The organism is Verrucomicrobiia bacterium, assembly GCA_023953615.1.
In the GTDB taxonomy this organism is placed as follows: Bacteria; Verrucomicrobiota; Verrucomicrobiia; order Limisphaerales; family JADLHS01; genus JADLHS01.
The window spans coordinates 1,024,165-1,048,395 of record JAMLJH010000001.1; the positions used below are offsets into that span (position 1 = coordinate 1,024,165).

Consider the following 24,231-nt stretch of genomic DNA (forward strand, 5'->3'; position numbering starts at 1 on the left):
TCAAGGTGACGTTGATGATTCCAGTTGCGACCAGCCCAGCGCTTTGCGCACGGCGGCGGCGGCGATGCGTTGATCCGCCTCCGCTTCGGCGCGCCGCACTTGCGCCGCGACCAGCGCGGTTTCCGCGTCAATCAATTGGGTGGCAAGTGCGAGGCCCTGCTCGAACCGCGAGCGGGTTAGCTCCACACTTTCGGCGGCTTGCGCGATGGTTTTCGCGGTAACGGCCAGGCGTTCACTCGACTCGCGAAACGCCAGCCGGGCTTGTTCAAGCTCGAAAGCGAGATCGAGGCGTAATTTGCGATCCTGTTCGGTGGCGGTCTCGAGATTGGCTTTGGCTTCCGCGCGGCGCGCTTTTGTGCCGGCGCCATCCCATAAATCCCATTGCAACAACACGCCCGCCGTGTAGCTCTTGCCATCGCGCTCGGTGCGCGTGCCGTAATCGTAATCCAAACTGCCAAACGCGTTCAGGCGGGGTTTGTAACCGGCACCAGCGCGACGCACCTCCGCGGCCGCGGCCTCCAATCGCTGCGCACTGGCGGCCAATTCCGGACGTTGGGCCGGAGCGCGCCAATCCGGCGATGACTGCGGTTCTGATGGCGGATCGGCGAGTTCGATGGTTTCCGATTCCATGCCCAGCACGTTTTGAAAAGCGCGCAAGGCGAGCGCGTGGGCGTTGCGCGCCTGCACCGCCGTTTCGCGGGCTTGGGCCAATCGCACTTCCACGTCCAGCACCTCGGATTTGAGCAGCGTGCCGATTTCGTAACGGCGGGTGGCGGCGACCCGATTGGATTCGTAAGCGCGCACGCTCGCTTCGGTGGCCTTGATGAATTCGCGCGCCTTGATGGCGGTGTAAAACGTCCGGGCCACTTCGAAGCTCAGCGCGTTGCGAACGCCGGCGGCGGCTTCCCGCGCGGCGGCGGCTCGCGCCCGCGCCGCATCGCGTCCGGCCACGTTGCTTCCGCCCGCATAAAGCGGCACGGTCAACAGCCCTTTGACATTGAGGTCGTCCTGATCGGGCACGTCGTTGAAATTCAAGCTCGGCGTAACGGCGCGTTGATTTAGAAAACTGCCAAAGGCGAGCAGCGGATTATCCGTGCGCACATAACCGGATTGGAATTGGAGTTGCGGCGAAAAGGCGGCGCGCGACTGCGCCAGCCCCGCTTGCGCGGCCGCAATGCGATGCTGCGCGAGGCGCGCTTCCGGACTGTTGGTGGCGGCGTATTGCAGCGCCTGTTCCAAAGTCCACGGCGCGGCGCTGGAACTGGCCAGTCCAACCGCGAGCCACAAACCGAGCAAACTCCAGACGCGCTTCATGATCCCTTGGGCGGTGCGCAAGTCGGCGTCGGGCCGCCGCCGCAACTTTCCGTTGCCCGACCCACACCGCATTTCTTGAGCATGGTTTCCAGCGGGCAGAAGTTGGTGAAGGACGATTGCAGCAGGTTGAACCCGACGAACGCGGTGAACCAAAGCCAGTAGCGGCTGTGCAGATACGCCAGGAGCAAACTCGACAGGACGAACGCCCCGGCAAACCGGCGGATGATTTGTTGCATTTTCATAAGAATTAAACTTTCGCGTTGGATCCCTCTTAACCACTCACCGCCAGCGCGCCCAACACCGCTCCGATCCCCGTGCTGAGAACGGGATGGCCGATCAGCGGGCACGCACCACTGCGACAACCCACGAACCGATGCGCGGCGAATCCCAATCCGCCGCCCACCAGCGCGCCGAGAACTATTTTGACCAACAGACCCATCTGTCCTTACCGAGCCGCGAGGCGGCAAAAAGTTACAAAATGATTTCACCGCTGAAGACTGAAGAGAATGGCGCCGGCAACGGTCATTACGAACCGCCTGCGGTCCCACGGGTTAAACAACCCGGTTATTTCGACGACGGATCAGCGGCATGAAGTTGTTTCCACTGACGGCGAAGCGCGGTATGCAGGCGCCGCCGGTATTTGACGGGCAGTTCGTAAGGCTGGCCGTCGCGATACAGGGTGATGGTTTGGCGGATGTTATCCACCACCACCTGACAGGGATTGCATCCGGCGAGATGGTGCTCGAATTCCTCGCAGATGGCGGGATCCACCGAACCATCCACGTATTCGTTCAACAACTTCATCAACTCGGCGCACTTCATGTCTGCCAAGGAGTTGAGCCGCGAGGTCGCGGAAAGTTACAATTATTTTTCATGCGTGATCGTGCGGACGCAACAAACGGCGGGCGGAGTCGCCCAGCACGCGGGTTAAATGTTCACGTAGCTGCAAGCGGGCGCGGAGCAGCCGCACCTTCACATTGGCTTCCGTCAACCCCAGGGTGGCGGCTGTTTCGGCACCGGACAAGCCCTCCACATCGCGCAACAAGAAAACGAGACGGTGCTTGTCGTCGAGTTCGATCAGCGCCGCATCCAGCAGTTCCCGGATTTCATTACGCTCCACCAACCGTTCGGGAGATTCGCGCCAGTCAGCAATGTACTCGGGGCGCGGAATGGAATCGTAATCTTCCGACGGTTCGGTCGTCGCTTCGAGCGAAACCGTGTCGAGTCCCTTACGTTTGCGAATGACTTTGAGCGCGGCGTAGGTGGCGATGCGATTCAGCCAGGTGGCAAAACTGGCTTCCTCGCGGAAACCCGCCAGTCCTTCCAGCGCGCTTAGAAAAGCCTGTTGGGTGACATCCTCGGCGTCGTGTTGATTTTGCAGCAGCCGCCAGGCGAGCGTGTAGATCTGCCGCTCGTGACGAGAAACCAGCGTCTCGAAGGCGGCGAGATCACCAGCCTTCGCGCGGCGGACCAGTTCGACGTCTGCGGCAATTGTCGGCATTGCGTAACGACATTGTGAACGGAGCCCTCGCCTTTGGGGAGCTTGTTTTGCTGACGTGCGCAACCAGCGTTCAAAGTCCGGAGCCGCGCGACGAAGCCGGATTGCAAAAAGTTTGCGGAATGGAGGACGCTTGGTAGGCTGACTGCGGTGGAAAAGAGATGAACCGTTACCTATCAACCCTGGTGGTCGTGCTGATGCTTGGCTTGACGTTCAAGCCGCAGGCGGCTCAGGTCGGTTTGATGAAAATCGAGGGGGCGATTGGTCCCGCCACGGCGGAGTACGTGGGACGCGCGGTGCAGGTGGCGGGCGCCCGAGGAGACGAGTGTTTGATCATTCAACTGGACACTCCCGGCGGCCTGCTGGATTCCACCAAAGTCATCGTCCAAAAATTCCTTGCCGCGCCAGTGCCCATTGTTGTTTTCGTGTCGCCTTCCGGCGCCCATGCCGGCAGCGCCGGTTGTTTCATCACCATTGCGGCCGATATCGCGGCGATGGCGCCGACCACGAGCATTGGCGCGGCGCATCCCGTTTCCATTGGCGGCAATCCCACCGGCGGTGAAGAGAAAACCGACGACGTCATGAAACAGAAGCTGGAAAATTTTACAACCAGCTACATCGAAACCATCGCCACCAAACGCAAGCGTAACGTCGAATGGGCGAAGTCGTCCGTCAAAGAGAGCGCGGCCATCACTTCGGAACAGGCGTTGGAAATGAATGTGATTGATATCGTGGCCAAGGATTTGCCGGATTTGCTCAAACAACTGGACGGACGCGAAGCGCACGGCCGCACGCTGCACACGCTGGACGCGGTGATTGAACCGATTCCGATGGTGGCGCGGGAAAGGGTGTTTCAACTGCTGTGGCGTCCGGAGGTGATGTTCCTGCTGATGCTGATGGCGATCTACGGCATCATTGGCGAGTTGAGCAATCCGGGCGCGATCCTGCCAGGAGTCGTGGGCGGCATCGCTTTGATCCTGGCCTTGTATATGGCTTCGATTTTGCCGGTCAATATTGCCGGGCTGGCGTTAATCGGGCTTGCCTTGTTGTTGTTTATTGCCGACGTTTTTGCCGCCACGCACGGCGTGCTGACCGCGGGCGGCATCGCCGCGTTTCTATTGGGCGCCTTGATGTTGTTCGATAAAGCGGAGCCGGGTTTCCGCCTGTCCCTGGCTTATATTGTGCCGGGCGTGGTGGTGACCGCGTTGTTTTTCATTTTCGTGGCGGGCGCCGGTTTGAAGGCGCAATTGCTGCCCGTGCGAGTCGGGCGCGAAACGCTGCTCGGCCAGGTGGTCAAGGCCTTGACGCCAATTGATGCGGGGAGCGGCAAAGTTTTTATCGAAGGCGAGTATTGGAATGCGGTATCGGCAGCGCCAGTGGCCGCCGGCCAACTCGTGGAAGTCATCGCCGTGAACGGATTGACCCTGACAGTAAAACCAAAAACCAGTTAAAACCTATGCCTGAACCTATCGCTTTTCTCGTTAAACTCGCCCCGTGGGTGGTGGCCGTTTTCATCCTCGGCTCGATTGCGTTGCCGAACATGATGCGCATTTTGCGCGAGTACGAACGCGGCGTCATCTTCCGCCTCGGCAAACTGCTGGGCGAAAAAGGTCCCGGCCTCATCTTCCTGATTCCGTTCGTGGATCGCATGGTGAAGATGGATCTGCGCGTGGTGACCATTGACGTCGCCAAACAGGAAGTCATGACTCGCGACAACGTGCCGGTCTCGGTGGACGCCGTGGTTTATTTCCGCGTGATTGATTCGACTTCGGCAGTGGTCAAGGTGGAGAACTTTTTGAAAGCCACCTCGCTGATTGCGCAAACAACGCTGCGCAGTGTGCTGGGCCAGGCGGAACTGGACGAGTTGCTCGCGCACCGCGACAAAATCAACCAGACGTTGCAGGAGATCATTGATCGGCAGACGGATCCCTGGGGCATCAAGGTCACGGCGGTGGAAGTGAAGGACGTGGCGTTGCCCGACGGCATGAAGCGCGCCATGGCCAAGCAGGCCGAGGCCGAGCGGGAACGACGCGCCAAAATCGTCAATGCCGAAGGCGAATTCCAAGCTGCCGAGAAAATGGTGCAGGCCGGACAAATGATCAGTCAGGAGCCGATCGCATTGCAATTGCGCTTCCTGCAAACCATGCGCGAAATCTCCAGCGAACATAACACGACCACTTTCCTGCCGGTACCGATTGACCTGTTCAGTCCGTACCTTAAGAAGTAGGTCGGGCGGCGGGACCACCAACGGACCCGAGTGCCGGATGAGTCATTGATCCCGACACTCGAAGCCATGAAATCGTGAACGCGTAAATCGCGGCGACGCGACAAGGCGCATCAATCTTTAATCGAATGCGAGTAGCGGTTACAGGCGCATTTGGATACTCGGGACGCTATATCGCGCAGCGTTTGCTGACCGCGGGTCACGAGGTGTTGACCCTCACAAATTCGATGCACCGGGAAAATCCGTTTGGGCGTCGGGTCCAAGTCGCGCCGTTTCACTTCGATCAACCCGAATTGCTGCGGCAATCGTTGGCGGGCATTGACGCGTTGATCAACACCTATTGGGTGCGGTTCGATCACAAACTCTTCACGCACGCACAGGCCGTGGCGAACACGCGCGTCATGTTTGCGGCCGCACAACAGGCGGGCGTGCGGCGGATCGTGCATATCAGCATTACCAATCCCGACCTACATTCCCCTCTGCCCTACTTTCGCGGTAAAGCGGAACTGGAGGAAAATCTCAAGACCTTGGGCGTTTCGTACTGCATCCTGCGACCCACGGTCTTGTTTGGAAAGGAAGACATCTTGATCAATAACATCGCCTGGGCGCTGCGGCATCTGCCGGTGTTTGGAGTCTATGGGAAAGGGGATTACCGGTTGCAGCCCATCTACGTTGATGATCTCGCGGCCGCCGCAGTGGAGCAGGCCGCCGGTTCGGGAAATCAAATCATCCAGGCCATTGGACCGGAAACATTCACCTACCGGGAGTTGGTGAAAATGATCGCGCGCCGACTAAATCTGCGGCGTCTGATCGTTGGCGTTCCGCCAGCGCTGGGCTACTGGAGCTGCCGGGTCCTGGGTTGGCTGGTTCGTGATGTAATCGCCACGCGCGAAGAAGTCCGGGGCTTGATGGAAAATCGTCTGGTGGTGGACGCACCACCGCTTGGCCAGACCAAGCTGACCGAGTGGGTGGAACAACATAAAGCCACGTTGGGTCGCCATTACACCAGTGAAATGGCCCGACGACGAAATCGCGTTTCCAGTTATCAGGCGAACTGAGTTTCCATTCGCGCGAGGAACTTCTTTTTCCGACCGCAACCATCGGAGCGCCAAACGGAATGTGCGAACCCAAAGCGAACTTGAGTCGCGTGAGAGACGGCGTTATGAAGGAATTACTGGGATCGGTTACGAGTTTGCTTTTTGAAGAATACGACTGAAGTCATCGCATGAACGTCGAACATCAGCATTTGCCGGAACGCCCAACGCCGCCGCGCCGCCGGCTTAAATTGGTCGGACTGGCGCTGGTATTGGTGGTGAGCGGCGCGGTGGCCTATTGGAAATTTTTACGACCGCATGTGCCGCGCGAGTTGATGCGTGAAATCCAGGCGGGAGTGGCGGCGCGCGACCTCAAAGATCCGGATCAACGCTTTGCCAAATATCTGGAAGGCCGCTACGGTCCGATGACCGACGCTGAAAATCGTGAACGCGCGTTTCTCGATTTTTTCAATCCCGAACACATCCGCGCCTTGCAACTCCTGGTGGCACATTCCCCCGTGGAACAACGCGCGGACAGCATTGCGGCCACGGCGCGTTGGGTGGCGCAATATCGTGAAAACCTCACCCCGGAAGCACGGCGTTCGTTGCAGGCCAAACTCGACACCGATGCGGGTGAAGCAATGTTGCGCCGGGCCACCGCGCAATATAACGACCAGGATGTTTACTATCGCGGCCAGACCGCCCCGGTGATTTCCGAACTGCTCAAAACCATTCATGCGCTCCGCCAACCTTAAACTTTTTTCCGCGCGTCTGACGGGGCTGCATCGTCGGGCGTTTACTTTAATCGAACTATTGGTGGTGATGGCGATCATCGGAATTTTGGCGGCCATGCTGTTGCCGTCGTTGTCCGGGGCCAAGCGGAGCGCTCATGCCATCGCCTGCATCAGCAACCTGCGTCAAGTGGGACTGGCGCTGACGGCTTACGTGGCGGACAACGGAGATCGCCTGCCCATTTGCGCCGGTTATCTGCCCAGTCAACAAAGCCAGTTGCCGCCCATCACCACCACACTGTTCCCCAGGCAACCCACCAATCAGGTCTTTCGCTGTCCAGCGGAACACGCCATTTTTGATGCGGAGCGGACCAGTTATGCGTGGAACTTCTGGTTGAACGACGCGCCCTACTCGGCGCCGGAATGGGCCACCATTTACACGAATGAAGCGAGCGTAATTGTGCGTATTCTTTTTGGTAGTCGGGAGAACACCCCAATTTTAGGCGACGCCAATCCGTTTCACAGCCGCGGCAGCACCCTCAACGGCAAGAACGTACTCTATTTTGATGGCCGGGTTGAAAAGGGAAGAAATATGTAGGCGCACAACTGACCGGTCGCGGTGTCTGGTGGTGGAAAATTTGTGCGGATCAGCGCTTCCGAGTGGCTGACGTTTGCTTCGCACCGGTCAGTAACCGATCAATTTCCTTACGGGTTGGCGCGGACGTTTGTGCGCCCAGTCGAGTCACACTGATGGCGGCTGCGGCGGCACCGAACCGCGCGGCGTCCAACAGCGATTTGCCCTCGGCCAAGCCCACCGCCAAGGCGCCATTAAACACATCGCCAGCGGCCGTGCTGTCCACCGGCTTTACCTTGAACGCGGGAATAAAACCCGCGCCATCAGCACCATCCACCAACGCGCCGCGAGCGCCCAAGGTTACAATGACATTACGAACGCCGCGTTGGCGCAACGCTGCCGCCGCCCGACGGGCCGACTTCTCGTCTTTGACCGTGATCCCGGTGAGTAATTCCGCTTCGCTCTCATTGGGCGTTAAGAGATATAGCTGGCGGAGCAGTTTGTTGGGCAAGGCCTGCGCCGGGGCCGGATTCAAAATGACCCGCATCCTTGACGCGACGGCGCGTTCCGCGGCGGCTTGCACGGTTCGCAGCGGCGTTTCGAGTTGGAGCACCAGAATGCCGTCGGTCGTAAAGGCGCTTTTGGCCTTGAGAACGTCGGCAGGGGTTAACTGGCCGTTCGCTCCGGAGGCGACCGCAATGCTGTTCTCCCCTTTTGCATCCACAAAGATCAACGCCACGCCCGAGGGACTTTTGCTGTCGCGCACGATAAAGTCGGTGCGAATCCGATCCGCCACAAATCCGGCCACCGCTTTGTCGCCGAACATGTCGCGACCAACGCGCGCAATGAAGGTCACTTCGCCGCCGGCCCGCGCCGCGCCAACGGCTTGGTTGGCGCCTTTGCCCCCGGCGGCGGTGGTGAATTCGCCGCCGATGATGGTTTCTCCCGGTTTCGGAATCCGATCCAGTTTGATGATCATGTCGGTGTTGGAACTGCCGACCACGAGCACAGAATGTTTGGCCATAATTTGAAATGATTTATCGCTTCACGGATTTCGGCGCATTGCGCCACTCATAATTTGGAGGCGATTAAAATAGACAATCCCAGCAAATAGAAAATGAACATCGCCACCAGGAATTTGTTCGTGCCAGTCGGCGCGCCTTTGAATTCTTTCCAAATGAACACACCCCAAAATGCGCCGATCATGGTCGCTCCCTGGCCCAAACCGTAAGAGAGCGCCGCACCCGCTTTGGTGCTGGCAATGATGCTGAAGGACATGCCCAAGTTCCAGATCATTCCCCCGAGAATGCCAACCAGATGCAATCGCGCGCTGCCTTTGAAGTAGTCGCCGAAGCGCACGGGCGGGCCAGTAAACGGTTTGACCATCATGATGCTGTTCCAGATGAAATTGGACAGCAACAATCCCAAACTGAAGAGCACCACCGCCGTATATGGACTCAACTTCCCGGCTTCGAGCACCGCCACGTCACCGTCCGTTTCAATTTTGCCCATCGCCTGCGCGACATACTTGTAAAAGAAGCCCATGAGCAAACCGGCGGCGATGGAAATCACGATGCCTTTCACCGGCGTTTTCTTGGCCCCGCTGGAGAGGCGTTTGTAAGCGAGGGCGTCCAGGACGATGGCCACCGCAATAGCGGCCACGCCGAGAGCAAGCATGGGAGCATTGCCATCCCCGGTGGACCAGTAAGTGGTGATCACGCCAAGCACCAACGCCAACCCAACGCCGATCGGGAAGGCGACCGCCATGCCGGCAATATCAATCGCCGCCACGAGCAGAATGTTCGAGAGATTGAAAATTACGCCACCGATGAAAGCGGAGGTCAGCCAGCGCGAATCGGCCTGCTTGAGATCGGCCAAGAACCCGCGTCCGCCATCGCCTGTGCTGCCCATGGTGAAGGCGAGCAGCAGCGCCAACACCAACACGCCGATGGCGTAATCCCAGTAAAAAAGTTGGAAGCGCCATTCCTTACTGGCCAGCTTTTGGGTGTTGGCCCAGGAGCCCCAGCATAACATCGTGATGATGCACATCACCACGGCGACCGCGTATGATTCGATGATGATCATAATGTGTTTTGAGTTCTAATTGGTTGCTGACAACTGTCAATTCCCTTTCGGTTTTTGAGGCTACTTTTACAACAACAATATACAATCCGTCGGTTTGACCACGGCGAAACGGATGCAAACACCTGCTCCCTGCCGCCATCAGTCGGTCCGGATATAATTAACTGACCATCTTTTAACACTCTCAATCGTTTGTGCAAGTACAAGTAAAAAGGACCATGGGAAAGACTGGAGACATCGTGACCCCGGTGGTTAAGCTCAAGATGTCGAGCCGCGCCGCAAACTGGGCCGTTGGTGGGGACGTTGGCGCTGATATTCCCGTTCCCGTCTGCAAATTTTGCTCCCGCTTTGGCGTGTGCGGAAATGATCCGCACCTTCATTGTTTCGATGCAAACTTACGATCGAGCTTCACAATAGGGCGTGCAATAATCGTAAATTTAACCGAAACTGAGACGATGCAACGCGCGTATCAATCATTGCCGCCGCCGGCGCCAAAAGGATCTCACTCGCCGGCAGCACCCGTAGCGTCATGGTTGTTCGTCAGTGCTACCCATTCGACTACGTTCACCAACCGCCACCCGAGACCTCCACGATTAACGTCATGATGCCGGCGGCAATCCCTTGCAGAATTACGCGACGATGACGGCTTTGAGCGAACTTAAAACCATGGCGCTGGTGAATGTGCTGCGCGGTTGTCAGCTCTTCGCCGGATTGCCCCTGGCGGATCTGCAAAATGTGGCGGCCATCTCGACGATCAAGGCGTTGCGCAAAGGCGAGTATTTATTTCGCGAGACTACGCCCACGCACGGATTTTACGTGGTGCAAACCGGCGCGATCAACGTGCATCGCGTCAGTGCGACCGGCAAGGAACAGATCATTCGCGTCTTTCGTCCCGGCGAATCGTTTGCGGAAGTGTCGCTCGCTTCCGAGCATGGTTATCCCGCCGACGCCCGGGCGTTGGCGGATTCGCAAGTGGTGTTGGTGCAAAAAAGCGGCATCATCGCGCTGCTGAAACAACAGCCGACGCTCGCGTTGCGCATGTTGAGCGCCATGAGCAGCCATTTGCGCGTGTTGGTGGGACAGTTGGAGGACCTGACGATGAAGGACGTCGAAACCCGCCTGGCCAACTGGCTCGTGAAACGGTGTCCGGATCGCGAAGGTCAGCAGCCGGTGTCAATCAAACTGCCCATGGCGAAGCGCGTGTTGGCCGCGGAGCTGGGCACGGTCAGTGAAACCCTTTCGCGCACTTTGGCGAAATTTCGGGAACTGCGATTGGTGACGGTAAAAGGCGCCACGATTACGGTTCTGTCGCCCGCCCAATTGTACGCGCTGCTGCGGCGCAACCTCGGCGAATGATTCGACTCGTTTCCAACCAAATCATGAACTCGATCCCCACCAACATCACCGCCGGAAATCACTATCAACCCGTTCCGATCCGCGCGATCGACCAATGACATGCGTATTCTTTTCTTTGCTCAACTCAAGGATATCACCCGCTGCGCAGAGATGACCTTGACCGGCGCGGCGACTGACGCCGACGGAATTTGGCGCGCGGTCCTGGCGGTGCATCCGGGATTGGAACGATTTCGCGGTTCGGTTCGCCTGGCGAAAAATTCCGAATACGCCACACCGGACACCCGGTTCACTGAAACGGACGAAGTGGCTCTGATTCCTCCCGTGTCCGGCGGTTGAAACAGCGCGCATGCAAATCCAAATTCAACTCACCAATAAACCAATCCCCGAGCACCTGCCGCAGCCGGCCATCGCCCGGCTCGGGGCTTGGGTGGAATTTCGCGGCGTCGTGCGGGGCGAAGAGAATGGTGAACCCATCGCCGCGTTGGAATACGAAGCGTACGCGCCGATGGCCGAACGCGAAATCCGCCGCCTGCTGAATGACCTCGCGCAAACCAGCCCCGGCCTGGCGGTGCAGGTGATTCACCGCGTCGGCACTATTTCGGTGGGCGAAACGGCAGTTTACGTCGGCGTGGCGGCTGTGCATCGCGCGGAAGCGTTTACACTGCTCACCGAATTCATGAACTGCTTGAAGCAGGACGTGCCGATCTGGAAACGGCGCGCGCGGCCGCAAGTAAGTTCTGCGCCCGCAGCCGTAACTTCGTCCGTAGCTGCTTCGGGCAAAGCCGCCTCAGCCATCGAGGTGCTGCAATTGCTCAGCAAGCTCTGTTTGCCATTGGCGACCGAGCGCGTTCCCTTAACCGAAGCGCGCGGCCGGGTCCTGCGGGAAGCGGTCTGTGCGCCCGAGGATCAACCGCCTTTCGATCGCTCGGCGGTGGACGGTTACGCCGTGCGGCTGGATGATGCGTCCGCGACGTTCCAAATCGTGGATGAAATCCGCGCGGGCGACTGGAAACCGCGCCCGCTGGAACGCGGCCAGGCCGTGCGCATCGCCACCGGCGGCGCTTTGCCGGCTGACAATTTGCAAGTGGTGATGAAGGAATTCGCCCAGGTGCAGGGCAACACTTTGACATTCTCTGAACGCGATGCCGAACGCTATATTCGCCGGCGCGGCGAGGATGCAACCGCGGGTCAGCAACTGTTGGACGTTGGCGCGGTGTTATCGGCGGGCGCGCTCGGCTTGCTCGCCAGCGTTGGCTGCACAAACCCGTTGGTTACGCGACGACCGAACACGTTGCATCTGGCGACCGGAAATGAAATTGTGGCGCCGGAACAGAATCCCACGCGCGGCCAGATTCGCGACTCCAATTCAACACTAGTGCGTGAGATTCTTGGTCAATGGAAGTTGGTTGCCCAGCAACGTCGCCTGGCCGAAGACGAGGCCCAACTGGCCGCGGAATTGCAGCATCTCGATCCGACGCTTGATCTGTTGTTGATCTCGGGTGGCGCGAGCGTCGGGAAACATGATTTCACCCGCCGCCGGCTGGAGGACGCCGGCTTCAAAATTCACGTCAGCAAAGCCAATGTCCGTCCCGGCAAACCACTCATCGTGGCGCAACGCGGCAACACGCTCGCGTTTGGTCTGCCCGGCAATCCTCTGGCGCACTTTGTGTGTTTGCACTTGTACGTGCGCATCGCGCTGGCGCATTGGTCGGCGGTGGCGGAAAAACCCGGATTTCAGAGGGGTCGGCTCGCGACGGAACTGCGGGCCGACGGCAATCCGCGCGAAACCTTCTGGCCGGCGCGATATGATTGGAGAGACGGAGCCGCCGCGTTGACGCCATTGCGTTGGAGCAGTTCCGGCGATCTCACGGCTTTGGCGGAAGCGAATGCGTTGCTGCGCGTCGCCAGTGGAACTGAGACCCTGCCGCCCGGCAGCGCGGTGGCGTTTTGGCCGTGTTAAAAATGAAATGAAAAAATTCTCGCATCTGGATGGTCAAGGTTCGGCGCACATGGTGAACGTGGGCGCAAAACCCACGCAACGCCGGCGTGCCCGGGCGGTGGCGGCGCTGGTTTGCCAGCCAGCAACCCTTCGCGCGCTGCGCCGCAACGCGCTGCCGAAAGGCGACGTGTTGACCGTGGCGCAAGTCGCCGGCATCCAGGCGGCCAAGCGTACTGCGGAGTTGATTCCACTCTGTCATCCACTGGCCTTGTGCCATGTGGCGGTAAATTTTAAGGTGCAACGGGATCGAGTAATCGTGGAATGTGCAACTGAAACCCAGGCGCCGACGGGCGTGGAGATGGAAGCGTTAACCGGCGCGAGTGTCGCGGCGTTGACGCTTTACGACATGTGCAAAGCCGTGGATAAAACCATGAGCATCGAAGGCGTGCGCGTCACCGAAAAGGTGAAGGAATGAAGATTGGTCGCGTCACCATTAGTGATCGGGCCAGCACCGGCGTTTACGCGGACCGGAGCGGGCCGGAGATTGAAGCGGTCCTGCGGGAGTTCCTCCCGGAAGCGCAGTTCCATGCGGAGCTGCTGCCGGATGAACCGGATCAAATCAGCGCGGTGCTGCGCCGGCTTACGGACGAATTGGCCTGCGATCTCGTCGTGACCACGGGCGGAACGGGAATCACCCCGCGCGACGTCACTCCGGAAGCGACGCGATCAGTTTTGGACCGTGAACTGCCCGGCTTCGGCGAGGCGATGCGAATGGGTTCGTTCGCCACGGTCAAAACCGCCATTCTCTCCCGGGCCATCGCGGGAACGCGCGGACGCAGTTTGATCCTCAACCTGCCCGGCAAACCTTCCGCGGTGCGGGAGTGTTTGGAGATTCTTGCGCCAGCGCTCACCGAAGCTCTGGCGTTGTTGCGCGAAGGCGAAGCGCACGTTTGCGGACAAACGAAATGACGCGCATGGACTCGTTTGGCCGCACCATTGATTACTTCCGCATCTCGGTCACCGACCGGTGCAACGAGCGTTGTCTGTATTGCATGCCCGAGGGCTACAAAGGCTGGGAGCAAAAAGCGGATCACCTGAGCGGCGCGGAAATTTTGCGCGTGGTTCGGGTGGCAGCGGGTCTGGGCTTTCGCAAATTCCGCCTGACCGGCGGCGAGCCGTTGGTTCGCACAGACCTGGTGGAGATTGTGCGCTCCATGCGAGCGCTCCCCGGCGTGGAGCACATCGGCATTTCCACGAACGGCTTAAAGCTCGCCGCGCTGGCGCAACCGCTGCGCGATGCCGGGGCGCAGACCGTAAACGTCAGCTTGGACACATTGGATCCGGCGCTCTACCACCGCATCACCGGAGGCGATGTGAATCGGGTGCTCGCGGGCATTCACGCCGCGGTCCAAGCCGGTTTCACCAGCGTAAAATTAAACCTGGTGCTGATGCGCGGGGTGAACGAGAACGGGATTTGGCCGCTCGTATTGTTCGCCGCCGAACACGAATTGCCGCTCCGCCTCATTGAGTTGATGCCGCTCACCCGCACCGACGTGTTGACGGAAAAAAATTTCCTCGGCGTCGGCGAAGCGATGGCTTTGCTGCGGCAGCACGACGAATTGATTCCGCAACCGGATTGGCGGTTGGGGTTTGGCCCGGCCCGGTATTACCAGCTCCAGCGCACGGGGGCGCGGGTGGGATTCATCGGCGCGATGACCAATCTGCACTTCTGCGAAGCCTGCAACAAAATGCGCCTGACCGCCGATGGCAAAATCCGTCCGTGCCTGGGCGATCACGGCGAGATTGATCTGCGCGAAACCTTGCGCAACACGACCGATGACGCGGCGGTGCGCGAACTATTTTTGCTCGCCTTGCAACGCAAACCGCTCGAACACTCCTTCCGAAGCGCGTACCAACCGCGCCGGCCCATGACCGCCATTGGCGGATGAATCGGATCGGGCCGAGGCTGGCCCGCCCGCGTCCATCCCCTCCATCTCAAGGGTGTAATTGGAAACGCACCGGCACTTCGATTTCTGACGACAACGCTTTGCGCCCCATACGGGCTGGCTCAAATTCCCAATCCTGAACGGCGCGCAATGCGGCCTCGTCCAGCACCGCCACGCCGGAACTTTGCTTCACCATCACCTGGGTCGCCCGACCTTCGGCGCTCACCGTGACGGACAATAAAACCAACCCTTCCTGGCGACGGCGCCGCGCCGCCAAAGGGTACACCGGTTCAGGATTCTTACGATAGTTCGGTTGGGCGCGCACACCGATCGGAGCAAGCCCCGAAATTGCGTTGTTCCCGGTTGCCTCCAAACGGACTGCTCCCGACACAGGCTTTTGAGTGGCGTGGATTCCGGTTGAGACCGATGCGGGGGCCGGAGCCGGTGGAGTCATTGGCGGCGAAATCGGAGCGCCGGCGGACGGCGTAACGAAGTCGCTTGGCGGTAGCGGTTCGGGTTCAGGTTCTGGTTCAATCGCCACTTCAGCCACAGGCGGCGGCGGCGGTTCTGGCAGCACCACTGGTCTCGGTTCGGATACCGGTTCTGGCGGCGGCGGAGGCAGCGGCGGGGGCGGCGGAATTGGATTTGGAACGACGGCCGACGGTGTTTCCTTTGGTAACACAGCAACCAGTTCAGCGGGAGCGGCAACGAGCGAAAGAACCGTTTCCGAATCCCGGCGACCATCAGGGAGCGGCGCCGCCCCCCAACCAAACCCGCCCCAGACCACGACGGCGGAAAGGACCGCGTGCGCCGCCAGCGAGACACATAAAGCAAGCTGGAATCCCGTCAGTTTCACTGATCCACCCCTTCTCAAAATCGCGCCGCGAGCGCGAAGCGCGCCTGGATGGGTTCAACCGGGTGAAAATGAATTTGCGTTTCTGGCGTATCGCCTGGGCGCACCCGCGATTCGTACGCATAATCAATATCGTGATCCCGCCGGTTGAGCAAATTGAACACCTCCGCCGTCAACGTCCAGGTTTGATTGAAGCGATAACCCAGCCGGGCACCGAGCAAAATGGTGCTGCCGGAGCGGAACGAATTATCCTCCATGAGCGGGCGCGGCCCAAAGTAGCGCAGGCGCAAACCGGCGAACCAACCGGCGTCACTGGTATAAGTGATGCCGGCGGCAATCACGCTTTCAATCGAACCGGGAATGTGTCGGCCCACCGGATCATGATCCCGAAATTCAGCGTGCGAGAAGGAGAAGTCCGCGTCCAGCGTGAGGCGCTGGGCCAGCGTGTAGTAGTTGGCCCATTCCACGCCGTAACGACGACTGGGCCGACTGGCTTCGGTGGTGCCCGCATCACCGATGAACACGAGTTCCGAATCCATATCCAACCACCAAACCGACACGGTGCTGTGCAATCCCTCCAGCGCCAGCGTGCGCACGCCCACTTCCGCTCCGTAAGTTTGCACCAGTGGATCAGCCCGCGGCACCGGATTGCCGGTAAGGGGGTCCATTCGCGTCGTGGTCCCGCGACCGTCGTTGCTGTGAAAACCCAGTCCGCCTTGCGCGTAAACTTCCGTCCTGGCCCAGGGACCAAAAATCAAGCTGGCTTTGGGACTGCCAATCGCCGCCGTGCGTTCGCCGGAATTAATCGGCAGATTGCTGTCCACGTCATAATAATAAAGATCGCCCCGCAGTCCGACGACGCTGCGCAGCTTCTCGGCCCATTGGATGCGGTTTTCGTAGTACCCGCCAAAACTCGTTTGCAACACATCATCGGCGCGCGTCGTGGCCGAGAGTACGCGACCGTCATCCGCGTTGACCTTGTCCACCCGCTGACCGGCCTGGGTTTGATACAGGCCATTGCGGATCACGTCATTCCGCAGTTGCAAACCGAAGGTATTCTCCACGTCACGCGCGAACCATTCATTGAACCACGTGTGCCCGGCATTCGCTCCGGCGACCCAGCGCCGATCCGTCTGTTCAAATTGATCGCCGCGATTGGTGTCCACGAGGAAGTAAGTGAAATCCGAGATGAGATCGAGGTCGTAATAAAAACTGTAAGCGGCCAGACGAGTGGCGGAGTTTGCGTCGGCACGGTTCCATTCCGCTTGAAGACTGTAGCGTTGTGAATCGCCTCCCGTCGTATCGTTGAGCGAACCGAAAAACGGCACCAAACCATCCGCGACCGCGCTGGCGGCCACTTGATCGCTCGAAGCCCATTTCCCGTGATAACCACGCGCCGTGACGCTCCAGCCATTGGCAGCATCGCCCTGACTGTAAGTCAACAGACCATTGAATTTCTGATAGTCATCCGGGCGTTTCCACGGGCCGTCGTAATGATACGCCTCCAAACCGTAGAGCAGATGTCCCGATCCCACCTGGGGCGAGGCGGCAAACACGCCGCGCATGAATCCGTACATGCCTCCTTCCACCTGCGCGAGGCTTTGAGGCAGCACCTTGAACGTCTCCAGATGCGCCGCGCCCGCCGAGGCGAAATCGCCGTTCTCCGCGTAATAAACGCCCTTCTGATAATTGACCCGCTGCACCAGTTCCGGGATCACGATGTTCATATCGGTGTAACCCTGTCCGTGGCCGTGCGTGGGTAGATTCACCGGCATGCCATCGAGCAACGTGGCAAAATCCGTCCCGTGATCCAGATTGAAACCGCGCAGAAAATACTGGTTCGCTTTGCCGCCGCCCGCGTGTTGCGTGATGATGACCCCCGGCACCGTCTCCAATACTTCGCCCGCTCGCGCCGTCGGTCGCGCCTCGAGTTGGCGCGCGCCAACCGTTCCCTCCGTCGCCGAATCCGCCACCCCAATCAGACTGTCCGCGCGACCTTCCACCACCACCTCCGGCAGCCGCACCGGTGCGGGCGCGTTGGTCGTTGGTTGCGCGATAAGTTCACCCGGACTGCTGACGACCCCAAGGAGAACACCGGCCGCGCCCAACCATCGGACAACGCTTCGGCGGAAGCACCGCAGAAGGCAAAAGTAATTTGAGTCTTTAAGTCGTCCGATTCTCCGTACGGATTCCATCATTATTATCAAGTTAGGTGGACGCATGACCGTCACCTGGTTCATGCAAATTGCTGAAAGTTTTTTGTGCGGACCATATTTATCAGCAGCCATCCGCCTGAGCCGGTGCAATTTCGCGCCAACACTAATCGGCGAAATATGGCGTGTCGAGCCATTAGCAGAAATGCCGGGGCGCGCGCGGTGAATTTGCTTTTGCCGGGGTGCGTTTGCACTCATCTTGCCAGAGTGAAATTGTCTGCTCACGAGATTCGCGGCGCCGTGCAGGCGGCGCTGCGGGAAGACCTGGGATCGGGGGACGTGACCACTCTGGCCACCATTCCCCAAACCGCCCGCCTGACCGTGCTCCTGCGCGCGCGTGAACCGTTGACCGTGGCCGGATTGGCTTTCGCCGCTACTGCCTTCCAACTCTGCGCGCGCCGGATTCACGTCAAAAAACTGGTGCGCGACGGGCAACGCGTCCGCCGCGGCGCCGGGTTGATGGAAATTTCAGGACCGGCACGCGCCATTTTATCCGTCGAACGCGTGGCGTTGAATTACGTTCAGCGGTTGTCCGGAATCGCCACGCTGACCGGACAATTTGTTGCGGCCGTCCACGGCACGCGGGCGAAAATTCTTGATACCCGCAAAACCACGCCCGGCTGGCGGCGCTTCGAGAAATATGCGGTCGCCTGTGGCGGAGGGCATAACCATCGGTTCGGATTATTCGATCTGGTGTTGATCAAGGACAATCATCTGGCCGCCTTGCGCGACGCCCACCCCAACGCCATCGCTGCCGCCGTGCAGCGCGCCCGTAAAAAATATCCACGGTTAAAAGTGGAGGTGGAAGCAGACACGCTCGCCCAGGTGCGCCAGGCGGTAACCGCCAAGGCCGATATCATCCTGCTGGACAACATGATCCCTGCGGACCTGCGCCGCGCCGTGCAACTGATCGCGGGCCGGGCCAAATCTGAAGCCAGCGGCGGCATCACGTTGTCAACCGTACGAGGTCGCGCGTTGACCGGAGTGGATTTTATTTCCGTCGGCGCGCTGACTCATTCCGCGCGGGCGGTGGACATTGGCTTGGATTATCAGGCTTAACTCGAGGTGCGCTTCAAGTCACTCGGCGGGCCGACGATCACGCGACGGAGCCGGCGCTTTGAGTCGGAACATTTATTTCACCAGGATCAAGCTCAACACTCCGGCGACCGCCACGAAGCTGCCCCATAACGAGCGCGCGGTGGGACGTTCGTTTTCAAAAATGCGCGACAGTGGAATCACCGCCAACGGCGTCAACGCAATGATGGCCAACACAATGCCCGTCGGGGTGGTGCTCAACGCCCATTGCATGCAACTGACTCCCAGCGTCGGACCAGCCAGCGCATTGCCCGCCACCCACCACCCGGGATGTAGCGAGTCGGAAGCTGTCGCCTCGCCGCCGGCGTCGTTCAAAATGATCCGGTGCGGTTGACGTTCCTGCCAGCGGATGAACGCGAGAAAAACCGCTCCCACCAACAAACCGCCGAGGATGCGCTGAAAGGCGGCGTTGATGCCGTCAATGCTCTGGTGCGCGTCACTGACGGCCATGAAGGCGCGGCGGCTGAACACTGCACCCAGCGCGCCGCCCAAAGCGGAAAGCACCCCGTAGATCGAACCCAGCCGCCATTCGCGTGGATCGCGTTTTTCCGTTTCCCGCGGGGCCAGCGCCAACGCCACGCCGGCCATGATGACGGCGATGGAGAGTATTTGCAGCCATGAGAGCCGGGTGCCCAACCAGCAGCGTTCAATGATGATCCCAAACGGCGCGGCCAAACATTGCGTGAATAACATGGTCAATCGGGAACCAAGACGCGGTAGCGCTTGATACAGCGCGACGTCGCCAACGCCGAATCCCATTACGCCACTGATGAAGAAATAAGTAAATCCGCCGCCACCCAGACCAATCCCGGCGAGAAATGACCAGGCGCCCAGCATTGCCGTCGCCATGACCAATCGCCAGAAGTTGGCGCTGGCCCCGCCGAGGAGCCGCGAGGCGCGATGTCCGCAAATGGTTGAGCCCGCAAACAACAGGCAGGCGCCGATGGAGGCAATCATATTTTCGGCAGCCGATGTTCCCGGGCCAAATCCACCGCGCGCCACAAATACCAGGCGGCGACGGAACGATAAGGTCGCCAACGCTCGCCAAAAGCCAGCAGTTCCTTGGGCGTGGGCAACTCTTTCCCGCCATAGACCAGGGCGAATCCGCTGCGCACACCATAATCCGTCGCCGGTAACACATCCGGTCGGCCCAGCGTGAACATCAAGAGCATCTCCACGGTCCACGGCCCGACGCCGCGAATCGTGGTCAAGCGCGCGATAATCTCGGCGTCCGAAAGCCGGGCGATTTGGCGGCGATTCGGCACGACCCCGGCCACCGTCTGCGCGGCGACATCCTTGATGGCGAGCGTCTTGGCGCGCGACAAACCGGCGCGACGCAGGCTCGCTTCCGGGAGAGCGACAATCACTTCGGGCTTGGGCAGTTTCCCGTTGGGGAACAAGGCCAGAAATCGTTGGAAGATGGCGGCGGCAGCCGTGCCGTTGAGTTGTTGATAAACGACGGAACGCACCAGAGCCTGCCAGGGTTGCACTCCGGGTTGCGGCGCCAAGGCGCACGGTTCCGCGCGCCGGATGATGGCGGCCAGCGCGCGATCCCGACGGCGCAAATGTTGACAGGCCGTTGCGTTCATCGCGTCGCCAGAAAAAACCGGTCGGGAGCGCGATTCAGCACCCGCACCGTGGCCACGCTGGTGATCAACCATTCGCCTTCGATCTTAGCCATGCCCAATTTCAGTTCCTGCACAAAGAGATGCCGTTCGCCGGTGCTTTCCGCGTTGACCGTCACTTCCACAGTGGCGTGTTCGCGATCGGTCGCCAGCGTGATGACCGGATCGTAAAAGCGCACCTTGAAAGCGCGGACGCCGGGCAACGAACGCAAGCGCACCATCAACTCGGTCAGGTCCTGGCGCGTCACTTCTTCATTCAGAAGATCACGCGGCTCAAGAAGCAAATGCACCTGCGGCGCGAAAAAGCCGCCGAATTTTTGCGCCGCCAAACCACGCGCCAAAATGCTTTCCCGGCTTTCAAACGAAGCGGCCACGCCCAGGTGCGTCAGTTGCCGGCGAATGGCCGTTTCGGGTGAAGGATTAAAGTATCGCCACAGCCACACCGCCGTGACGAGCAACAAGACACCGACAACGATCCGCAGACTGGACTTCATAACAGCACGCGCCCCACGATCCGTTCGCGCCGCGCCGCCCCTTTCTCATGCAACTCGTAGGGCATCGAGCGATTATCACCCACCACGTAATACTCGTCCGGACCCAATTGATAATGTTGCGGTCGCGCCGTCCAATGGCTCTCGTATTTCAGATAAGGTTCGGACAAAGGCTGACCGTTGATCAACAGTTGGCCGTCCACAAATTCCACCGTTTCGCCCGGCAGGCCCACGACGCGTTTCAACAGCATGATGCTATGGCCGCTGTAACGCACTCCCACCACATCGCCACGGTGCGGCTGGCTGCGCCAGTACGCGAGGCGGTTGATGAAATTGATTGAACCAGACCGGTATGTCGGCGCCATGCTGGGGCCTTCCACCCGGATGGGTAACAGCATGAACTTGAATACCACCCACGCCAGCACCGCCACCCCGACGGCACGCACGAGCGTCATTCGTGGATTGCGCCCGATCAAGGCTGTGCGCACCCATGAATGTTGACTTGGTTGATTCGATTGCTCCGGTGTATCTTCCATGCAGAACCGACCGAAACGGCCATTCCCGAGCCGCCAGTTTCAATGCGGGTGCCGACGGGCGCAAGCGCAGATTGACGTCAACGCCACAAAGCGTTACAAGCAAAGGCGACGACATTCCGCCCGCGGCGCGAAGGTTGGAATCACTGGCGGGATGCGGCGGGCATGATAAATTCATAATATGAGTATGACGGAAAAACCCCTGCGCATGGTCACCTGCGGCTGGTGCGAGACCAAGGTTTTCATTCCGGGCGACCTGGCGCCGCTGGCCACCGTGCCCTGTTCCAAGTGCGGTCACCCGATCATGATGCCCAAGATTCTGCGCCAGTTCGAATTGCGCAACATCATTGCGGCGGGCGGTTACGGAACCGTTTATCGCGCTTTTGACACCATCCTCGAACGACTCGTCGCGGTGAAGTTGATCAAGAAGGAAAAAATGGAGGACCCGGAGGCGATGGGCAGCTTCCTCCGTGAAGCGCGCGCCTGCGCCCGGTTGAATCACACCAACATCATCCACATCTACAACTTCGATGATTTCGAGGGGCAGGCGTACCTGGTCATGGAACTGGCCGATCACGGCAGTCTGGATGGCCGCATCGAGAAGCAAACCCGCGTCGCGGAATTGCACGTGCTGGACATTGGCGTCGCCATCGCCTCGGCGCTGGACCTGGCGCTGAAGCACAACCTGCTGCATCGCGACATCAAGCCGGGCAACATTTTGTTCGATAGCGACAATGTGCCGAAGCTGGTGGATTTCGGGTTGGCGCGCAGCGTCGAGGCGGAGCCGGAGATTGGCTCGGTGACCGACGGCACGCCGTATTACGTCGCCCCCGAAAAAATCAAACGCGAGAAGGAAACGTTCCTTTCGGACATGTACAGCCTGGGCTGCACGCTGTATCAAGCGCTGACCGGACATCCGCCTTTTGACGCGCCCACGGTGGAGGAATTGGTCGCTGCGCACGTGCATACGCCGCTGACGCCGCCCAATTTGGTCGTGCCCGAAATCACGCAAACCACCAGCGACATCCTGGTGAAAGTGCTTTCGAAAAATCCCGCGGATCGTTACCTGAGCTACGACGAATTCCGCATGGCCATGGAAGCGTCACGCAGCTTGTTGCTCGTCCAACAATACACGCAATCTGATCAACCCAAGCCCAAAACCAAAACCAGTTGGTGGCGGCGGTAAACGACCCAGGCCGATAGGGAAAACGATTCTCACGACCTCAAGATGCGCTCCATAGTTCCACCATCGAACCATTCACATCCGCAAACCACACGGCGGTCCGGCGGATGGCTCCGTTGGCTGGCGCTCCTGCTGATGAGTTGGTCGGTGATGGGCGCGAGCGGCGAATTTGCCGCAGCGCCAGCCAACTCAGAGCGTTTGTTGGTGATTGCGCCCGACGCGTTTGAACCGGCGCTCCAGGAATTTATCGCGCACAAACAGCGCTTGCGTCCAACCGAATTCCAATCGCTGGAGATGATTCTCAAAACTTCCGAAGGTGTGGATGATCCTGAAAAACTGAAACGATTTCTCTATCAGCAATGGCGGCAATCCGGACTGGGCTACGTGTTGCTCGTCGGGGACGTGGATGTATTGCCGGTGCGTTACATGACGTTGGACCGCATCACGCCGGCGGCCTTCGACTACGCCTTTTATCCGAGCGATTTGTATTACGCGGACCTGGCCAAGCGCGACGGCGGTTTTGAAAACTGGAACGCGCGCACGGAGGGCTTTCACGCGGGTTACTTCGGCGAGGTTCGGGGCGAAAAGAACAAAGCGGATCCGATCAATTACGACGAAGTGGATTATCTGCCAGAAATCGCCGTGGGGCGCTGGCCGGTCAGCACCGCGGCGGAGGTACGCACCGTGGCCGCCAAGACCGTCGCCTACGAAACCCAGCAACTGACCCGCTCAACCGCGCGGCAGTTGCGCGCCGGTTTTATTGCCGTGGGCGGCTGGATTGACAGTCGCGGCGCGATGGACGATTGGGCGGCGCAACTCGCGCAACCGTGGCAGGTGGAGAAGCGCTATTATTCCGACGCCCACCGAAAAATTCCCTCCGCTCCGCCCGATCACGAGCAGGTGCGTAATCTGTTGAACGACGGCGTGGACCTGCTGGTGCATACCGGTCACGGTCAGCCCAGCGAATGGGAGCAATGCTTCAGCGTCCGCGACCTGAAAGCCATCACCAACGCCACCCGATTGCCGGTCATCATTTCGGCTGGTTGCAGCACCGCCTATTTTGCGCCCCTGCCGCCCTACGAACCTTATGTGGACGTGGATGGTCATCAACACGCCGGTTCGGACCACAAGGAAGTGTTCTCCGCACCGCCACCGCCGCCCGCGCCGTATCAGCGCGGTAAATACAATCCGACCGGCCTCGGCGAACAGGTGTTGAAGGGCAGCGCCAATGGCAGCGTTGCCTACATCGGTTGCAACACCGGCAGCCAGCCTTGCGGCTTGACGCTGGTCGAAGGTTTCGTCGCGGCCTGGTCGCGCACCCAGCAACCGCACCTGGGCGATTGCTGGTCCGACGCCATCCGGCATTACTTCAAAAAAGAGCGGCTCGCAAAACTGGAGCCGAGCGACGGTTGGTATCCGCCGAGCATTTTTTTTCAAGGCATGAAATTCATGCTCTTCGGCGATCCCAGCCTCACGCTGCCCAACGGCGAGTGATCAAATCTTCCCGGCTTGATCGGAGAGGCGGGGGCATCAAACACGA

Annotated in this window: 27 protein-coding genes; 14 read left to right on the forward strand and 13 right to left on the reverse strand. The window is 59.7% G+C overall.

Going from position 1 to position 24,231, the window contains the following annotated elements; all coding sequences use genetic code 11:
• The 5 genes from M9920_04170 to M9920_04190 form a co-directional block, all read right to left on the reverse strand.
• A complete protein-coding gene (locus tag M9920_04170) occupies positions 1-1,314 on the reverse strand; it encodes a TolC family protein (GenBank protein ID MCO5051477.1) in 1,314 nt (437 codons plus the stop codon).
• Entirely contained in the window at positions 1,311-1,556 is a 246-nt protein-coding gene (locus M9920_04175) for a DUF2892 domain-containing protein (protein MCO5051478.1), read from the reverse strand. The genes M9920_04170 and M9920_04175 overlap by 4 nt, the downstream gene beginning before the upstream one ends.
• Positions 1,557-1,585: 29 nt before the next feature.
• A complete protein-coding gene (locus tag M9920_04180) occupies positions 1,586-1,744 on the reverse strand; it encodes a hypothetical protein (GenBank protein MCO5051479.1) in 159 nt (52 codons plus the stop codon).
• A gap of 134 nt (positions 1,745-1,878) precedes the next feature.
• Complete coding sequence (locus M9920_04185; GenBank protein ID MCO5051480.1) at positions 1,879-2,136, reverse strand: zf-HC2 domain-containing protein; 258 nt, start codon at positions 2,134-2,136, stop codon at positions 1,879-1,881.
• 49 nt (positions 2,137-2,185) lie between these two features.
• Positions 2,186-2,815: a sigma-70 family RNA polymerase sigma factor gene (locus M9920_04190; GenBank protein MCO5051481.1), complete on the reverse strand. Its 630-nt coding sequence runs from the start codon at positions 2,813-2,815 to the stop codon at positions 2,186-2,188.
• A gap of 158 nt (positions 2,816-2,973) precedes the next feature.
• Here M9920_04190 and M9920_04195 point away from each other — a divergent pair, with 158 nt between their 5' ends.
• From M9920_04195 to M9920_04215, 5 genes are all read left to right on the forward strand, one after another.
• Positions 2,974-4,263, forward strand: a complete 1,290-nt coding sequence (locus M9920_04195; protein MCO5051482.1) for a nodulation protein NfeD — start codon at positions 2,974-2,976, stop codon at positions 4,261-4,263.
• A 5-nt stretch (positions 4,264-4,268) separates the two neighbouring features.
• A complete protein-coding gene (locus tag M9920_04200) occupies positions 4,269-5,039 on the forward strand; it encodes an SPFH domain-containing protein (GenBank protein MCO5051483.1) in 771 nt (256 codons plus the stop codon).
• Between the two features lie 125 nt (positions 5,040-5,164).
• Positions 5,165-6,094, forward strand: coding sequence for an NAD(P)H-binding protein (locus M9920_04205; GenBank protein MCO5051484.1), 930 nt, complete (start codon positions 5,165-5,167; stop codon positions 6,092-6,094).
• A 167-nt stretch (positions 6,095-6,261) separates the two neighbouring features.
• Positions 6,262-6,825, forward strand: coding sequence for a hypothetical protein (locus M9920_04210; GenBank protein MCO5051485.1), 564 nt, complete (start codon positions 6,262-6,264; stop codon positions 6,823-6,825).
• Positions 6,806-7,399, forward strand: coding sequence for a type II secretion system GspH family protein (locus M9920_04215; GenBank protein ID MCO5051486.1), 594 nt, complete (start codon positions 6,806-6,808; stop codon positions 7,397-7,399). Before M9920_04210 ends, M9920_04215 begins: the two co-directional genes overlap by 20 nt.
• 49 nt (positions 7,400-7,448) lie before the next feature.
• Here M9920_04215 and rbsK read toward each other — a convergent pair whose 3' ends face one another.
• Complete coding sequence (gene rbsK, locus M9920_04220) at positions 7,449-8,399, reverse strand: ribokinase (protein MCO5051487.1); 951 nt, start codon at positions 8,397-8,399, stop codon at positions 7,449-7,451.
• Positions 8,400-8,446: 47 nt separating this feature from the next.
• A complete protein-coding gene (locus M9920_04225; GenBank protein MCO5051488.1) occupies positions 8,447-9,460 on the reverse strand; it encodes a GRP family sugar transporter in 1,014 nt (337 codons plus the stop codon).
• Positions 9,461-10,096: 636 nt separating this feature from the next.
• Here M9920_04225 and M9920_04230 point away from each other — a divergent pair.
• From M9920_04230 to moaA, 6 genes are all read left to right on the forward strand, one after another.
• Complete coding sequence (locus tag M9920_04230; protein ID MCO5051489.1) at positions 10,097-10,813, forward strand: Crp/Fnr family transcriptional regulator; 717 nt, start codon at positions 10,097-10,099, stop codon at positions 10,811-10,813.
• A 99-nt stretch (positions 10,814-10,912) separates the two neighbouring features.
• The gene (locus M9920_04235; protein ID MCO5051490.1) at positions 10,913-11,149 is read left to right on the forward strand and encodes a MoaD/ThiS family protein; all 237 of its coding nucleotides are present in this window, start codon (positions 10,913-10,915) and stop codon (positions 11,147-11,149) included.
• 10 nt (positions 11,150-11,159) lie between these two features.
• Positions 11,160-12,773 (forward strand): molybdenum cofactor biosynthesis protein MoaE, encoded by a 1,614-nt coding sequence (locus M9920_04240; protein ID MCO5051491.1) that lies wholly within the window; start codon positions 11,160-11,162, stop codon positions 12,771-12,773.
• Between the two features lie 7 nt (positions 12,774-12,780).
• Positions 12,781-13,227: a cyclic pyranopterin monophosphate synthase MoaC gene (moaC, locus tag M9920_04245; GenBank protein ID MCO5051492.1), complete on the forward strand. Its 447-nt coding sequence runs from the start codon at positions 12,781-12,783 to the stop codon at positions 13,225-13,227.
• Entirely contained in the window at positions 13,224-13,721 is a 498-nt protein-coding gene (mog, locus tag M9920_04250; protein MCO5051493.1) for a molybdopterin adenylyltransferase, read from the forward strand. The genes moaC and mog overlap by 4 nt, the downstream gene beginning before the upstream one ends.
• A 5-nt stretch (positions 13,722-13,726) precedes the next feature.
• Positions 13,727-14,701 carry a GTP 3',8-cyclase MoaA gene (gene moaA, locus M9920_04255; protein ID MCO5051494.1) on the forward strand — a complete coding sequence of 325 codons (975 nt, stop codon included), beginning with the start codon at positions 13,727-13,729 and terminating at the stop codon, positions 14,699-14,701.
• 46 nt (positions 14,702-14,747) lie between these two features.
• Here the strand turns inward: moaA and M9920_04260 are convergent, their stop codons facing one another.
• Together M9920_04260 and M9920_04265 are read right to left on the reverse strand one after the other, a co-directional pair.
• Positions 14,748-15,089: an energy transducer TonB gene (locus M9920_04260; protein ID MCO5051495.1), complete on the reverse strand. Its 342-nt coding sequence runs from the start codon at positions 15,087-15,089 to the stop codon at positions 14,748-14,750.
• A gap of 479 nt (positions 15,090-15,568) precedes the next feature.
• Entirely contained in the window at positions 15,569-17,659 is a 2,091-nt protein-coding gene (locus M9920_04265; GenBank protein MCO5051496.1) for a TonB-dependent receptor, read from the reverse strand.
• Between the two features lie 312 nt (positions 17,660-17,971).
• On the opposite strand from M9920_04265, the gene nadC reads away from it, so the two are divergent.
• Entirely contained in the window at positions 17,972-18,823 is an 852-nt protein-coding gene (nadC, locus tag M9920_04270; GenBank protein MCO5051497.1) for a carboxylating nicotinate-nucleotide diphosphorylase, read from the forward strand.
• Positions 18,824-18,895: 72 nt separating this feature from the next.
• On the opposite strand, the gene M9920_04275 is transcribed toward nadC, so the two are convergent.
• The 4 genes from M9920_04275 to lepB are packed head-to-tail and all read right to left on the reverse strand — an operon-like array spanning position 18,896 to position 21,463.
• Complete coding sequence (locus M9920_04275) at positions 18,896-19,816, reverse strand: DMT family transporter (protein ID MCO5051498.1); 921 nt, start codon at positions 19,814-19,816, stop codon at positions 18,896-18,898.
• Positions 19,813-20,448 carry a DNA-3-methyladenine glycosylase gene (locus M9920_04280; protein ID MCO5051499.1) on the reverse strand — a complete coding sequence of 212 codons (636 nt, stop codon included), beginning with the start codon at positions 20,446-20,448 and terminating at the stop codon, positions 19,813-19,815. The genes M9920_04275 and M9920_04280 overlap by 4 nt, the downstream gene beginning before the upstream one ends.
• Positions 20,445-20,978 (reverse strand): hypothetical protein, encoded by a 534-nt coding sequence (locus M9920_04285; GenBank protein ID MCO5051500.1) that lies wholly within the window; start codon positions 20,976-20,978, stop codon positions 20,445-20,447. Before M9920_04285 ends, M9920_04280 begins: the two co-directional genes overlap by 4 nt.
• The gene (lepB, locus tag M9920_04290; protein ID MCO5051501.1) at positions 20,975-21,463 is read right to left on the reverse strand and encodes a signal peptidase I; all 489 of its coding nucleotides are present in this window, start codon (positions 21,461-21,463) and stop codon (positions 20,975-20,977) included. Before lepB ends, M9920_04285 begins: the two co-directional genes overlap by 4 nt.
• 226 nt (positions 21,464-21,689) lie before the next feature.
• Here lepB and M9920_04295 point away from each other — a divergent pair, with 226 nt between their 5' ends.
• A complete protein-coding gene (locus tag M9920_04295) occupies positions 21,690-22,694 on the forward strand; it encodes a serine/threonine protein kinase (protein MCO5051502.1) in 1,005 nt (334 codons plus the stop codon).
• Between the two features lie 42 nt (positions 22,695-22,736).
• A complete protein-coding gene (locus tag M9920_04300) occupies positions 22,737-24,185 on the forward strand; it encodes a C25 family cysteine peptidase (GenBank protein ID MCO5051503.1) in 1,449 nt (482 codons plus the stop codon).
• Positions 24,186-24,231: the final 46 nt, after the last annotated feature.